The sequence below is a fragment of the Escherichia sp. E1130 genome (assembly GCF_005781065.1).
Taxonomy (GTDB): Bacteria; Pseudomonadota; Gammaproteobacteria; order Enterobacterales; family Enterobacteriaceae; genus Escherichia.
Genome location: NZ_VATL01000037.1, coordinates 34390 through 47961, shown reverse-complemented (window position 1 = coordinate 47961; position 13572 = coordinate 34390). Strand labels below are relative to the sequence as shown.

The following is a 13572-nucleotide window of genomic DNA, read 5'->3' as shown; positions in this document are numbered from 1 at the left end:
AGCTAACCCATCATTTTCTTGTACGCCTCCGCAGCTTGCTCTGGCGTTAAGTTGGTTGTTTCTGTTCTGACCGGGCCGCCATTCACGCCGGTGACCTCGTTCTTAACGTTATCTTTGAACGCCTGAATAGAGACGTGGCGCCCGAGCAGCTCAAGGTTTTTAACCTTGTCAGGCCACTTAATCTTTTTGAGGATGCCAACCATCTCGCGGTCATCGCCACGGCCTTCAAACATTTCAGCCAGGTTGAATCCGCTAAGATACCGACGCCATGATTCCGGCCACTCAGAAAGTGGCTTAACCTCGAGGGTTTCGGTCAGGATGTCCGCAACGTCGAGCTTGTCGATCTCCACCAGCCGCATCAGCACGTAATTTGCGTCGATGCCCAGCTGGTCGATACGTTCCTGCTTTAGCTCATTGATGCGGGCGCGTATTTCAGGTTTGCCGTAAAGCTCGGCCCCCGTTACATGCGCCCGCTTTGCGGCGTACCCTGCGCGAATGGCGGCTTGCGTGGCATTCAGATCGACAAGAAACTCGCGGCAAAACATCTCATGCTTTGCTTTCAGCTTCTTGGTCATGTGGTAAGTCCTTAGAATGAGCCGATTGGCCCATACATTCGGCTCAAAATAAGAGCCGAATATGATTTGCATTATCGAAGCCCCTCACCGGGAAGAGCTTCTGTAATGCTACTTGCGATCCTGTTCGATTTGGCGTATTCCGGCCAGCTGGTTATTCGCTTTTTCGATAGCGGCCAGCAGCGGCTTTATCCAGAGAACAGCCTGGCAATATGTCAGCGAGCTGGAGGTAGAGGAGCTATCACCGGCTGCGTCAGCGTCCCCGGAATAGGTGTGCATTGCGCTGGCACGTAAACTGTTCGCGTAGTCGAGCAGCCCGCCAGCGACATCAGCAGGAACAGGAAGATCACAGGTTTTTTCACGTCGGAGGATCTCCCGGTATTCGATGACAGTCTTATCGGTACCAACATCAATCAACGAGTTAAGACGGCTGGCGTTATCTGCAACCTGGTTAAACCTGTTGAAGTTGAAAGCCTGCGCAGCGATGACTTGCCCTTGCAGGGTATTGTCATTTCGGAGCACAGCAGCATCATTTTCAGCTTTCCCCAAATCAGCCCGGCTGTTGGCAAGCAGGACACAAAGCACAGCAACTATCGCTATCACGACTACCAGCAGTATCGAACGCCATAGGGCTTTGATATCAGGAAGAGTAATCATTGCACGCCATCCAGGCAGAGCGCCTTTTCATCTCCTGCGCGTTTCACCAGACCGGGCAAAACGCGACCGCCGCCGTAAATCCAGCGGGGAAACTGGTAGCACGCCGCTTTCACATCCCCATTTCTGAGCAGCGAGAACATCGTGGATTTGCGCATATTGCCGCATCCTGATCGGAACGTGACCGATACCGCGGCGCTGAAAGTGTTATCAGACAGTTTTCGCCCGTTGCCGTAGCGGTTAACGCAGGACTCGGCATCCAGAATATTGGTTTCCCATTCTGCGGCGATCTGCTGGTCGTTCTTTAAGGTGCCTTGCTTAACCCCATGAGTATTACCCATGCCGTCAGTCAGCACACCAGCCGGACAGACATAGGGGTCACGACGGCACGACTCAGCATTGCCAATTAACTCCAGACCCCGCTCATTCGTCCGAACATGCCCGGCATTGAGCACTATCGCAATAATCGTGGCGACGGAACATACAACACCGGCAACGCCGTTTTTCTTACTCAGTTTCAACTGTGCCACTGGAGATTCTCCGCATCGCCTCCGTTACCACCTCGGCGGCAGCCGGACGATCGGAGTGTGGTTTTTTACCAACATCAGTTAAATAGTTCGCCAGCAGCTGGGTTCTTTTCCTTTCCTCAGCCATACGCTCACGCTCTTCTTTACGTTTTGCGTAGTAGGTCTTTATCGTAAAGAACGCCGATACGAGGGCGCCGATGATAAATACGTAGTCCTGTAAGCTGAGCAAAGAAAACAACCCTAATGCAGCCGACCACCAGTACGGCAGGTCATGTCCATTTGTTGGGTTCATACGTTGCATTCCACACCTCCGGGGATAGCGGGGTGCTGTGATGTAAAAAGACGCCCGCCGAAGCGGGCAAAATGAGGGTTAACTCAGAAACGCCTGAAAGCGTAGGTACCAACCCCTTTGCGCCCGAGCTCGCACTCGATTTCGTTGTGCTCCACGCATTCGAAGCCCTGCTCCGCAAACCAGCGCCGCAAGCCCTCGTCCGTGAAGTACCAGATATGCTCGTCTTTCTTGTAGTGATGTGATGCCAGAATGTCTTCGGCACCTTTGAAGATCGGGATTGAGAGAAACACGAACTGTCCGGCTTGCTGAACTGCGCTAACCGGGTCGTCGATGTGCTCCAGGCTATCCCAGAATGTCAGCGCGGGAGCGCCTTCAGCGTAGAGATCAACGAAACATCCGTTATCCTTCAGCCAGGAGACTCCCGCAGGGTTGACGTCGTAGCCGACCGTTTCCGCTCGCGTGGACACGAATTGTCCGGCCCCGATTCCCACATCGAGTACCAGACCGCGGTAATGGCGACCCACAAGATCGATACGCGCCTGCGTCAGGGCGTAGCCGGTCTCCGTATCGGCATAAGCCTGATACTTTGCAAAATATTGCGAGTTATACGGCCTTGCTGGTGGTACCGGATATCGACCGATCCCCAGCTCAGGCAGAAACACCAGCCCGCGTTCCAGTTCCCGATAAAACGACTTCATGGAGCCAGGCCTCGAATGTGTTAGTGAAATTGGAGATCCGCTTGTCGCAGTGGTGGTCCCACTCCTCACAGCGGCAGTAGTTGTCAGGGATGGCCCAGCCAACCCGCGACAGGTCCATAGCCGGATCGGTAACGATTTCCGGGGCGTTGTGGCCGCCACGCCCACCCGCTACAACGTAGACAGGGGTTTTGTAGGCAATCGCCGCAGGAAGCGCCCAGCCAACAGGCGTAACCACCACAGCAGCATGCTCAACCAGGCGCATCAGCGATTTGAAGCCGAGCTCACCAGCGTGTAAACGCAGATCAGCGTCCGGCAGCTCACCGACGGCCCATTCCTCGCCGTCCTGCAAGTCAGCCACGCTGATCACGCAGAAATGCTTGCGCAGGATGTGGGAAGCCTTCAGCAGGTAATCGGGGTCCGGATTGCGCGAATCGCTGCGCCATTCAGATCGGACGGTTGCCGGGCGTATGACCGCGATCGGCTTTTCGTGCGTGAACTCCGCAGGGCCGAAGGAAGGGAGATCCAGCGCTGCTGGCTCCGTGCCGAACTGCTGGCGCATTGCGTCAAATATCGAACCGCGCCGCAGGTGGTCTGGCCCGTAGAAAATACGCTTTGTCTGGCGCATATCCGGCAGCGGGTGGAATACCGACTGCGTGCGGTGCTCGTTCTTCCGCTGGGTTCTCAGCGTGGTATTGCTGCGCACCGGGCGGATGGGTAAATCCTCGTACAGCTCCGGCCAGGGCGTTTTGATAAACGAGCCCGCAGGCAGCTGACGGACGAAAGCACGCTGGTAGATGTTGTCACCCATCCCCAGCATGCCCTCAATGAAAAGGGGTACATTCAGCATGTGGCCTCGCGTAGCGCCTCGTCGAGTGACTGACGCCGAAAGCAGTTAAGCGCCGTCTGGCGGCTGCTGTTGGTGATATTGACTTTGCCGCGAAGCAGCTGCGCGACGCGAGCAAACTCACCGTGCCAGCGCTTCACATTCGCCGCTGTCGGGTTGTCCAGACAGGTGTGGTCTCCATGCCAGTGGCTGCCATCTGTGATGGAGCAGTCGAAGCCCAGCAGGATGATGCGCTTTGCACCCAGCCAGTGGGCAAACAGAATCGCCCTCTGCCCTGAATTGAAGGTGCCAGTGGTATCTGTCGGGAACAGGTTCAGACCATGCCTGGTGTGCGCCCTGCGGTTGCATGTCCAGCGCTCAGGCCCATCAGGTAGCGCGGGGATGTTCATATCCCACCAGCGGAGATCGCCCGCGTAGATGTGAGAGCAGCCCGGTACCGCACGCCATGATGAATTAACCGCGATGACCGGCAGGCCAGAACGGCATGCTGCGGTACAGTCAGCGACAGTGAGAGAGGGACCAGAAGCGCAGATGATCGCCGCATCCATCCCAACCCCCATAATTTGTTAAAAAACGGCCTGATTTAACATAATGTACGTTATCGGCACCACGCGATCGGCACTCGTCGCTGGATTGCGGCGAAGGGCATGTTTACGCGGATTAAGTGGCCTGAAACGGACAAAAACGAGTGAATAAATCGTGCATAAAACAGGGTGCAAATTGCATAGCGTTTTTTCGCAGCAAAAGCCCTGTTTTATTAACTTTTCCCCAGGAAGGAGAAAAGAAAAAGGCCCTCATGCGAGAGCCTCTTAGTGATGAACTGTTTTCAACAGATATCAGGCTAATCGGCTTTTTGGAATTCCACAACTATTTTTTATCTTACCTTGATACCTGAGGCCGTCAGGTGCTTACGGCAGTCCTGAATACCCTCGTTATAACCCGCATCGTAGAAGCTATCGGGCTTTGCTTTTAACGCAGGAAGAGTGACGCTGGTAGCTTTCCGTTCAGCAGCTACGCCCGCCTGAAAAAGCTCCCACATCAGCTGCACCGCAGGCTCGAAGAACTCGACATCTTCGCTATACAGCTCGCGCTCCATCCTGAAGCCAAGCTGAGCTTTCATTGACGATCCGATATCACCTTTGATCCGCAAGGAGAGGTCCGGGTATTGCTGTTCCATGTAACTTTCAAATCGATTGCGAACACTGATCAGAGCCATCTGGTTCCCTTACATGATTGATATCCGTCTATTATGCCGCTGGGCGGTTTCTGTGCAAAGTCCTAAGCATCTGAGGCTTTGACTGTACCGACTGATCCATTTCGAGAACCACGTCCAGCATCGCCAGGCAACCGTCGATAAATCCCTCTGCGGCCTGGAGCCTCTTCAGAACGTGGGTATGCGATACGCCGAGCTTCTCGCCCATCGCCCGTACTGGCATGGCCTGAACGTAATGCCACTCAAGCAGTGTGCACAGATACGGATCTTTTTTCTTCAGGCAGTTCATAGCGGAGCTGATGATCAGACCGTCGTTGTCGCTGCACTTAAGCCGTCCGGCTTGCGTTGTGGGTAGCAGATTCTTAAATCCTGCAGCTACAGGGGGAAAGTAAATACTACCGCCTTCACTCGCAGCCCAGCCACCCCATCGATCTAAAACCTGTTGAATATTACGCATAGCTCTGACCTCTACGTTTTGCTACGAAAAAATTTTCAGGGAACCGCGTCCGCCTCTCCGTGGGCGTGGATAACGCAGTCCCGATTTGCGTATTGCACGTCTCAACATGCAAAAAGTTACTTATTCGGAGTGGAACCACCTGCCCCCACCTGGAACCACCTTTTTCTAACCTTTCCCCCAATCGACTTATATATATATATGGGGTTTCTAATAGAAAGGTGGTTCCAGTGGTTCCAGTAGTTCCGCACCGCTTGCCGCAAGGGCTGCGAGGTGGAACCACCTTCGCTTTTAGGTGGTTCCACGTGGTTCCAGCGGTTCCCAAACCTTGCATTTTTTCCCCTCAATTCGCCGTTGAGCACGCTTATAGCCGCAATTTTGCAAAACATTGCTAATTCGCATTTCTTCGCGTTTTCCGATGTGGCTGGGATTTAAACCAATCGCATCGCGCAGAACGTCGCTAGCGCGTAAAAATTCGCAATTTCGCGGAATGTCGTTAGTCATCAGGTCGGGTGTGTCGAGCCATTTCTCGACCGTTTCGAGCCACGCATCCTTAATGGTGTACTGCTCGTGGACACTCGCGCCGAGACGCTCAGCATCGCGGAACTGGATGCCGCCGAGGCGCTTAAACGTCTCGCGAGCCTCCGCCCATAGCAAAAGGAGGTCGGTTTTTATCGCTTTCACGTCGACTTTCGACACCTCCACGGGAAGCCAGCGACGGTTACCGGTCTTGTCTGCGAGGAATTCGTCCTCGTTGGTGGTGCCGACGAACACCAGGCGACGCGGGAACTGTGTAGCGAACTCACGATACTTAGGGATCCAGTTCTCATGTGTACGCGTCACGAATGCCTTAATGCTTTCCAGCTCTTTGGTATTGAGGCCGCGCAGCTCGCCAATCTCCGCCACCAGCCGCCCGCGCATCTTGCGTGCGAGATCGTCATCTTTCTCAGCGAAAGATATCTCGGTGAAGAATGCCGGGTCGGGGCTCAACGCCTCCACGCCGGAGGATTTACCGCAGCCCTGAGGCCCGACGAGGATCGGCACCATATCGGCTTTGACGCCAGGCTCCAGCACCCTGCCCGCCAGCGCCGTCCACATGTACATGGACACCGCACGGGTGTATGCCGTGTCGGCAGTACCGAAGTGCGTGTGGTAGAAAGATTCGATACGCGGCACGCCGTCCCACTCCAGTCCGTTCAGCCAGGTTGTCGCGGAGTCGAAGGGCTGTTCGTCAGCGGCCAGCAGCACGACGTCGCGAATGAGCTCGCGCCCCACAGGTTTGAAGCCGCGCTTTTCCATCGTGATGCGCAGGCGTGCATAGTCGGCATCGGTGAACGCCTGCCACTGGCCGGAGCCCGCAGAGGAAAACATGATTTCGTCGCGGAACTGGTCAAAGCGGATATCGATGTCCACGAAGTCAGGGCGTACAACCGCTTTGGCTGCATTGCTGATGGTCGACTCGATGCGCCCCCATTTATCACGTTCGAACGCTGGCAGCGGTAACGGCTCGGCTACTTCGGTGCTGGTCAGGTCCTCGAAATCGTCGTTGCGGATCCCAATAGCATTAAGGAAATCGCCGTCGTCGCGGTGTGCGCAGCTGGCGTGCAGGCATTTGAAATGACCCTGCTCAAAGCCCGCGGTACCACCCGGGAAGTAAACCGTGCTCGTCGGGTCGCCGCCAGTACTGTGGCCGTCCTCGAACGGGCAGCGGATATAGCGCTCGCCGTTCGCACCATCCAGCAGCGTCCAGCCATTGGCGTCCAGATAATCCGCCGTCTCATCAGTAGCACCGGGCGTGAACGTCGAACGGTCGCGCATCTTCGTACTACCCGCTTCTGTGGTGACCGACACAGGCAGCTGATCCGCCAGGCGCTGCCACAGCGTTTCGAGTTGGTCAGCAGTAATGACAGGCGGTTCATCCGGCAGATCACCGTCCCACTCAATCCGGGCGCCGCTGCTGTGTGTACCGCAGGCAACGAACTGCTGCCCATTGGCCAGCAGCTCAACGATGCCCAAATCGCCCGCCAGGCGGTGAATGCGTTTACGGAAATCGCCGTCGACAGCCAGCAGGTACAGGCATTTATTGCTGTTGGCACGCCAACGCCGCGGCGGCAGTTCGCCCAGCAACTGCACCAGCGTGTTGCGAATATCGGCCTGGATGTCTTCGTCTTCGCTGTCGCAGTCCAGCGCCAACCAGCCAAAGCCGGTGCGCACACAGATCCCGTAATCAGGCTCTCTGGACCAGCGGGCAAAGTCATGCTCAGTGACGACATGCTCGGTCCACTGAGCAATACCGGTAACCAGGCGGTCACGGTTATAGCGGCTCGGCGTCTTGCCCAGCGCTTTCAGTTTACTGTCGGGGGAAATGGCCGCGCCCGGGTTGCACACGACCGGCAGCAGCTGGTCAGTACGACCCAGCACCAGATCGAAGTGGAACCATTCGTCAGGCGTCGCCCCCCAGTTCTTATTCTCTGGCATGGGTTACGCCTTTTGTTTAGCCGTCTCTTCCTGAAAAAGCTTTTCTATCGCACGTACCGTAGAAAAGCGGGGGTCAGAGTGAACCCCGGTAAGAAGCCGACTAATAGAAGATTGCTTCACTCCTGCAATTTCGGCAATCTGGCTTTGGGTGTAGCCTGAGTCAATCAGGCTTTTGACCATTTCTTGGGGTGTTAGTCCGGACATATTTAAGTCTCCGCTTTTGTCTATAGAGCAAATCTATACGAAAACGGATTATTCAGCAATACAGCAATGTCATATCAATCTGGATTAAAATATCCGATAACGCATAATCACCGTCCCTGTCTTCTACATGGATGAATCCAAATGATTGATACCACCGATATCCTTTCTCAAAACATCAAGTACCTGATGGACAAAGCCAAGATAAGCTCGATAACCGAGCTAGCTCGTCGGTTACAACTGAATCAGCCAACATTACACAGGCTGGTATCTGGGGAAGTGAAAGACCCGAAATACGCAACGCTGAAGCAGATCGCCGATTACTTCCGAGTGTCCCCGATTGACCTGGCGGAAAAGAGCCTTCAGGAGATGAGTAACGGAGGCGACGCCAATACAACAACCTACATATCTCTTCGATTTAATAAGGTGCCGGTCTTGGGAAATACTCAGCTTGGTGTTGGGGGACTTTGGAGCGACACTCCGTATTCGGTGGGCAGCAGCGATGGCTTCATCTACTGGCCGACAAAAGATGAAGATGCATATGCTCTGAAATGCGTTGGCGACTCAATGATGCCAAGAATTAAAGAGGGGGAATTCGTAATCGTCGAACCCAACCATGACTACGCCCCGGGGGATGAAGTTCTTGTCGTTACGCAGGATGGTGAAGTTATGGTTAAAACTTTCCTGTTCGAGCGCGATGGTCTGTTTCACCTGATGTCCGTAAACGAAGACCACCCACCAATTAGGGTATCACGCGAAAACATCGAGAAAATCCATTACGTGGCTGGAATTGCTAAATCCGCCCTACGCATGTACTAGCGCCCACAGCACGACAATCCGTTTCTAACTAAACCGCTCAATACATGGGCGGTTTTCTTATACGCAAAATAATTCATTTTCGCATTGACACAAAATCCCATTACGCATATAAATACGATATCGCATAAACAATGCGTTTTGTAATCGCTCTTTAACAAACTGAACCGCGTGACAGGCAAGCCGCTGTGCTCCTGGCAACAAAATAGCACCCGATGGGATCGAGGTAAGCGCCGAGTCCGTATGCGTACGGTAAGCGTAGAGGACCACACCGCGGCGAGCTGATAAGTCACGCAAGTTGAAACGCCCCGACGATGGGGCGCTTAGTTCCCTTTGGGGTGCGGTGAATTGCAGTCCACCGAGACAAGCCGAAGCTCAGCATCGGCCACCGCACCACCAAAGTGAACTGACCAAGTGAAACTAACAGAGAGGTAAAACATGCGTTACATCAAAATCGACAAAGGTCCTAACCGTGCACAGCGTCGTAAATCACGTCACGACACGACAGTATCAGTAACCGGGAGCAAAGACGCGCAGCACACCGGATGAACCGCCCAGAGCGGTTGGAGATGGTGAGCTCGGGCCATCTCAAACTGTGTAACTTCTTCAAAATCAGTTAACCCCAGCCGCATCCACCATCCCCTGAATCATCCATTGCTGTGTGTAGTCTTTGCCCGCCTCCCATGACGGGCTTTTTTATGTCCGAAAACGCATTCAGCGCAGTGCGTTCCCCGACATGAAAAGGAGCACCTCCGATGAAACCTGAACACCTCCACCGGCTGACGGGGCGCGACGTGCTCCGCTATCGCCGCAACCACTTCGATTTAATTACCGGCCTGGCCCTCGCTACTGCGTGCGGTCTGGTTATTACCTTCATTCTCCTTGTAGCGAGGACCGCAGTATGAGCTTAGAAACTAGTCTCGAACTTAACAACAAGCTGCTGACGCAGCACAACGCCCTGCTTGAACAGCTGATTACGGCACTGGCTTCAGGCCAGACAATTCAGCCGCAGACCCTCGTCACCCAGGTACAGGAATATCGCGAGACGGTACCGGACAAATCGGCCACTGATGACGAGCGGCCGGATCTGGAAACGCTGGAATTCAGCGACGTTATCGCGCTGGCATGTTTCTACCCTTTACCAGTTATGTACAGCTTCGAGATGTTCCAGCGCGCTATCGATTATCGCGATGCTGTTGGCGACAAACGTGTGGTGCAGATCGACGCGCTGGACATGGCGCTCCAGGGTGTGAAACGCGCCAACCATCTGAGCAAGCCAGCACTGTTAGATCTGGCTCGCCACGTTATTCGCTTCTGGGATGATTTGCCGACTATTGAGTCCCGCCGCGACTTTGCCGAACGCCTGCTGGATGCGCCAGCTGCCGGACGCGACGAAGTAAAACCGAAGAAGGCCAGCGGCAAAGACAAACAGTCTGAGGAACGCACCGGGCCGTTTTACTGCAAAAGCGTAGACGGTAAGGCAGCCAGTGAGCTCCACACTTTACGCAAACTGAATGCAATGCTGGAGAAAGGCCACGTTGAGATCAACCGGGTCGAGTACCTCCAACTGCAGGAAGAATTCGCACGTAAAGACGCAGTAAACAGCGGACAGGGTAAAGACGATGAAACGGATGATACTCCCGACTTTGCGGCACTGCGTAAACAGGCCGAAGGGCTGATTCTGCAGCTGGCGAAAGGTGGTTACCGCGCCGAAGCCGTCGCCATTCTGGAAAAACATGGCGCCCAAAAACTTGGCGGTGTTGCTGACGAGGATCTCGCAGACGTGATCGCCCAGGCCGAAAAAGCGCTGGAGGGTTGAGAATGCCAGACGTTCACGCACGACTTTCCCCCTCTGCGGCGCATCGCTGGATGCGCTGCCCCGGTAGCCTGGCGCTGGAAGCCACGCAGCCAGATAAAAGCAGCACCTTTGCGGAAGAAGGCACCGCAGCGCATGCACTCGCTGAAAAAGTGCTGCGCAACCGCCAAAGCCACCCCGAGCATTATGCCGGGTGCAACGTCGCAATGTTCCTCGGCTCATATCCATTAAGCGAAAACCCGGATGACCAGTCCGGCCCGCAAGTGAACGAGGAAATGGTCGAGGCCGTTGGCCTTTATACCGACACGCTCTGGACGCTCGCTCAGGGCAACGAGCTGCTGGTCGAGCAGCGTGTCGACTTTTCCCACATCTTCGGCGTGCCTGATTCATTCGGTACCGCCGATGGGGTAATCATCGCTGGCAACGAGCTGCAGATCCACGACCTCAAATACGGGAAGGGGGTTCGCGTCGACGCCGAGCAGAACGAACAGTTGCAGCTGTACGCCCTGGGCGCGCTGGAGCAGTTCAGCATGCTGTATGACTTCGAGACGGTGCGCCTGTTCATCCACCAGCCGAGGCTTAACCACGTTTCAGAGTGGGCCCTGACGGTGGAAGAGCTCCAGGCGTTCGGCGAACGGGCGCAGGAAGCGGCGGCCAACGTGATCGTGATGTTCAACATTGCCGATTGCGAAGGCGTCGAAACGCTGCCGCTGGAAAACTTCACTCCAGGCGAAAAACAGTGTCGGTTCTGCAAGGCTAGTGCCATCTGCACCGCCCGGGAACAACTGCACATCAGTACCATCGCGGGGGATTTCGACGACATAACGCAGTCCGTTGGCGATCTGCTGGCTGACTCAATCGCGCGGGTACCGCTACTAACCGTTGAACAGCTGGCAGAGGTATACAGCCAGGCGGACTTTATCGAATCCTGGCTAAAGGCCGTGCGCGACCGGGTGAACAGTGAGCTGAACGCCGGGCATCAGGTTCCGGGCTTTAAGCTGGTCACCGGCAAGCTGGGTAACCGCGCCTGGAGCAACGAAGCAGAAGCAGAAGAGCTGCTGAAATCCTTCAGGCTGAAACAGGAACAGATGTACAGCATGAAAGTAATCAGCCCGACGCAGGCCGAGAAGTTGCTTAAGAAAGAAAGTCCGCGCCGCTGGACAAAAGCCGAAGCCCTGATCACCCGCGCTGACGGTAAACCCACCGTCGCCCCTGAATCTGACCCGCGCCCTGCGCTCAATATCAACCCTGTTAACGATTTCGACGACGTGTCCGACGACGCGCTCGCCGCAGACCTCATCTGATTAAGGAACAACTCCATGAAAATTAAACTGAACAACGTCCGTCTGGCCTTCCCTGCTCTGTTCGAAGCAAAAACCGTGAATGGCGAAGGCGACCCGCGCTTCTCTGCTGTTTTCCTAATGGATCCGAAGCACCCGCAGCTGGACGAAGTCCGCAAAGCGCTGAAGCAGGTGGCGAAGGAAAAATGGGGTGAGAAATGGGAAACCATTTACAACCAGCTGGAGAAAAAGCTCAACCTCTGCCTGCATGACGGTGACGAGAAAGCCGAATACGAAGGCTTCCCGGGCAACTTCTTCCTGAATGCTGCCAACAAAGCGCGCCCGGCAGTCATCGATCGCGACCGTTCTCCCCTCATCCAGGCTGATGGCCGTCCTTACGCCGGTTGCTACGTCAACGCGGTGATCGACATCTGGGCGCAGGACAACAACTTCGGCAAACGTGTTAACGCATCGCTGGGCGGCGTCCAGTTCCTGCGCGACGGTGACGCGTTCGCTGGCGGTGGTGTTGCCGCTCCGGACGACTTCGACGACATCAGCGAAGGCGCAGACGCGGGCGAGCTGATTTAACCCCTACCCGCCCGGCCATGCGACGGGCTCTTTTCGGAAAACCCCATGCGAAGGATTTATATCCGGCTGGTCATCACTCTGGCTATCGCCGCGCTCGTTTACGGCTTCCTGGTTCCTTCCCTGATCTCGATGAAGGACACCGTGGCTGTGCTGTCTGGTTTCGCGCTGGCGCTGACCGCGCCGCCGTGTCTGTTTGCCATTTTCAAAGGCATCTTTATTACTAAGGAAAAGAAATGAAGAAAATTATCTTTGCTGCCGTCGTCGCCCTGTCGGCGCTGGCTCTGTCTGGTTGCGAACGCGCCACCGTTCCCGCGGGTTACGTCGGCGTTAAAGTGGACCTCTACGGTGACGAAAAAGGCGTTCAGCAGTCCGAAGTCGGCGTCGGTAAATATTGGCTGACGTGGAACGAAGAGATTTACCAGTTCCCGACGTTCAACCAGCTGCACAACTATGATCAGCCATTCACCTTCCAGACCGCCGACTCAATGGATGTGAAAGCCCGGATCGGCGTCGAATATTATGTCGACCCCGAAAAGGTGACCAAAATATTCCAGACCTACCGCAAAGGGGTGGACGAAATAACCGAGGTCAACCTGCGCCAAAATATCAGTGATGCGCTGATCAACCACTCCGGGAAGATGAATATCAACTCGCTGGCAGCCGGAGGCAAAACGCAACTGCTCGAACAGGTTACGCAGGATCTGAAGTCCAAACTTGACCCCATCGGCATCAGAATCGTGAAGCTGTCATGGGTAAGCGACCTGGACTACCCGCAGAAAGTGAAAGAATCCATCAACGCGAAAATCGAGGCCACACAGCGCGCGCTGCTGCGCGAGAACGAGATCGCCCAGTCTAAAGCCGAAGCCCAGAAGGCAATCGAGCAGGCACGCGGCGAAGCAGAATCCACCATGTTGCGCGCCAAAGCTGAATCTGACGCTATTGCCCTTCGCGGTGAAGCGTTACGCAGTAACCCCGAAGTGCTGCAACTGGAAGCGATTAATAAATGGAATGGCACATTGCCGCAGTATCTGACCAGCGGCGCAGCAACTCCCTTTATCCCCCTGAAGTAATCACCTCACCCGGCCACGCGCCGGGTGTTTTGCAAAGAGCATCCCTTTTCGCAAAGCACCCGCGAGGAC

General features: G+C 55.2%; 18 protein-coding genes. 7 read left to right on the top strand and 11 right to left on the bottom strand.

Annotated elements, in window-relative coordinates:
- Positions 1-2 precede the first annotated feature (2 nt).
- The 11 genes from FEK66_RS23755 to FEK66_RS23705 form a co-directional block, all read right to left on the bottom strand.
- Positions 3-575: a terminase small subunit gene (locus FEK66_RS23755; protein ID WP_135494901.1), complete on the bottom strand. Its 573-nt coding sequence runs from the start codon at positions 573-575 to the stop codon at positions 3-5.
- A gap of 108 nt (positions 576-683) precedes the next feature.
- Complete coding sequence (locus FEK66_RS23750) at positions 684-1229, bottom strand: hypothetical protein (protein ID WP_135494902.1); 546 nt, start codon at positions 1227-1229, stop codon at positions 684-686.
- Positions 1226-1756: a lysozyme gene (locus FEK66_RS23745; protein ID WP_138211621.1), complete on the bottom strand. Its 531-nt coding sequence runs from the start codon at positions 1754-1756 to the stop codon at positions 1226-1228. Before FEK66_RS23745 ends, FEK66_RS23750 begins: the two co-directional genes overlap by 4 nt.
- Positions 1734-2054 carry a hypothetical protein gene (locus FEK66_RS23740; RefSeq protein ID WP_135494903.1) on the bottom strand — a complete coding sequence of 107 codons (321 nt, stop codon included), beginning with the start codon at positions 2052-2054 and terminating at the stop codon, positions 1734-1736. Before FEK66_RS23740 ends, FEK66_RS23745 begins: the two co-directional genes overlap by 23 nt.
- 74 nt (positions 2055-2128) lie before the next feature.
- Positions 2129-2743, bottom strand: coding sequence for a methyltransferase domain-containing protein (locus tag FEK66_RS23735; protein ID WP_135494904.1), 615 nt, complete (start codon positions 2741-2743; stop codon positions 2129-2131).
- Complete coding sequence (locus FEK66_RS23730) at positions 2694-3590, bottom strand: hypothetical protein (protein ID WP_135494905.1); 897 nt, start codon at positions 3588-3590, stop codon at positions 2694-2696. Before FEK66_RS23730 ends, FEK66_RS23735 begins: the two co-directional genes overlap by 50 nt.
- Entirely contained in the window at positions 3584-4135 is a 552-nt protein-coding gene (locus FEK66_RS23725) for a hypothetical protein (RefSeq protein ID WP_135494906.1), read from the bottom strand. Before FEK66_RS23725 ends, FEK66_RS23730 begins: the two co-directional genes overlap by 7 nt.
- Positions 4136-4461: 326 nt before the next feature.
- Positions 4462-4803 carry a hypothetical protein gene (locus tag FEK66_RS23720; RefSeq protein ID WP_135494907.1) on the bottom strand — a complete coding sequence of 114 codons (342 nt, stop codon included), beginning with the start codon at positions 4801-4803 and terminating at the stop codon, positions 4462-4464.
- Between the two features lie 31 nt (positions 4804-4834).
- Positions 4835-5257: an antiterminator Q family protein gene (locus tag FEK66_RS23715; protein WP_135494908.1), complete on the bottom strand. Its 423-nt coding sequence runs from the start codon at positions 5255-5257 to the stop codon at positions 4835-4837.
- Positions 5258-5545: 288 nt separating this feature from the next.
- Positions 5546-7732 carry a VapE domain-containing protein gene (locus tag FEK66_RS23710; RefSeq protein ID WP_135494909.1) on the bottom strand — a complete coding sequence of 729 codons (2187 nt, stop codon included), beginning with the start codon at positions 7730-7732 and terminating at the stop codon, positions 5546-5548.
- Between the two features lie 3 nt (positions 7733-7735).
- Positions 7736-7936, bottom strand: coding sequence for a helix-turn-helix transcriptional regulator (locus FEK66_RS23705; protein WP_135494910.1), 201 nt, complete (start codon positions 7934-7936; stop codon positions 7736-7738).
- A gap of 141 nt (positions 7937-8077) precedes the next feature.
- Here FEK66_RS23705 and FEK66_RS23700 point away from each other — a divergent pair, with 141 nt between their 5' ends.
- The 7 genes from FEK66_RS23700 to FEK66_RS23675 all read left to right on the top strand — a co-directional run bounded on the left by FEK66_RS23700 (position 8078) and on the right by FEK66_RS23675 (position 13503).
- Positions 8078-8752, top strand: coding sequence for a S24 family peptidase (locus tag FEK66_RS23700; RefSeq protein ID WP_135494911.1), 675 nt, complete (start codon positions 8078-8080; stop codon positions 8750-8752).
- 752 nt (positions 8753-9504) lie between these two features.
- Complete coding sequence (locus FEK66_RS25765) at positions 9505-9654, top strand: hypothetical protein (protein WP_167854241.1); 150 nt, start codon at positions 9505-9507, stop codon at positions 9652-9654.
- The gene (locus FEK66_RS23695; protein WP_135494912.1) at positions 9651-10568 is read left to right on the top strand and encodes a hypothetical protein; all 918 of its coding nucleotides are present in this window, start codon (positions 9651-9653) and stop codon (positions 10566-10568) included. The genes FEK66_RS25765 and FEK66_RS23695 overlap by 4 nt, the downstream gene beginning before the upstream one ends.
- A 2-nt stretch (positions 10569-10570) precedes the next feature.
- Complete coding sequence (locus FEK66_RS23690) at positions 10571-11869, top strand: DUF2800 domain-containing protein (RefSeq protein WP_135494913.1); 1299 nt, start codon at positions 10571-10573, stop codon at positions 11867-11869.
- Positions 11870-11884: 15 nt separating this feature from the next.
- A complete protein-coding gene (locus tag FEK66_RS23685) occupies positions 11885-12433 on the top strand; it encodes a DUF2815 family protein (RefSeq protein WP_135494914.1) in 549 nt (182 codons plus the stop codon).
- Positions 12434-12478: 45 nt separating this feature from the next.
- Complete coding sequence (locus tag FEK66_RS23680) at positions 12479-12670, top strand: hypothetical protein (RefSeq protein WP_052895624.1); 192 nt, start codon at positions 12479-12481, stop codon at positions 12668-12670.
- Positions 12667-13503, top strand: coding sequence for an SPFH domain-containing protein (locus tag FEK66_RS23675; RefSeq protein WP_135494915.1), 837 nt, complete (start codon positions 12667-12669; stop codon positions 13501-13503). Before FEK66_RS23680 ends, FEK66_RS23675 begins: the two co-directional genes overlap by 4 nt.
- Positions 13504-13572: the final 69 nt, after the last annotated feature.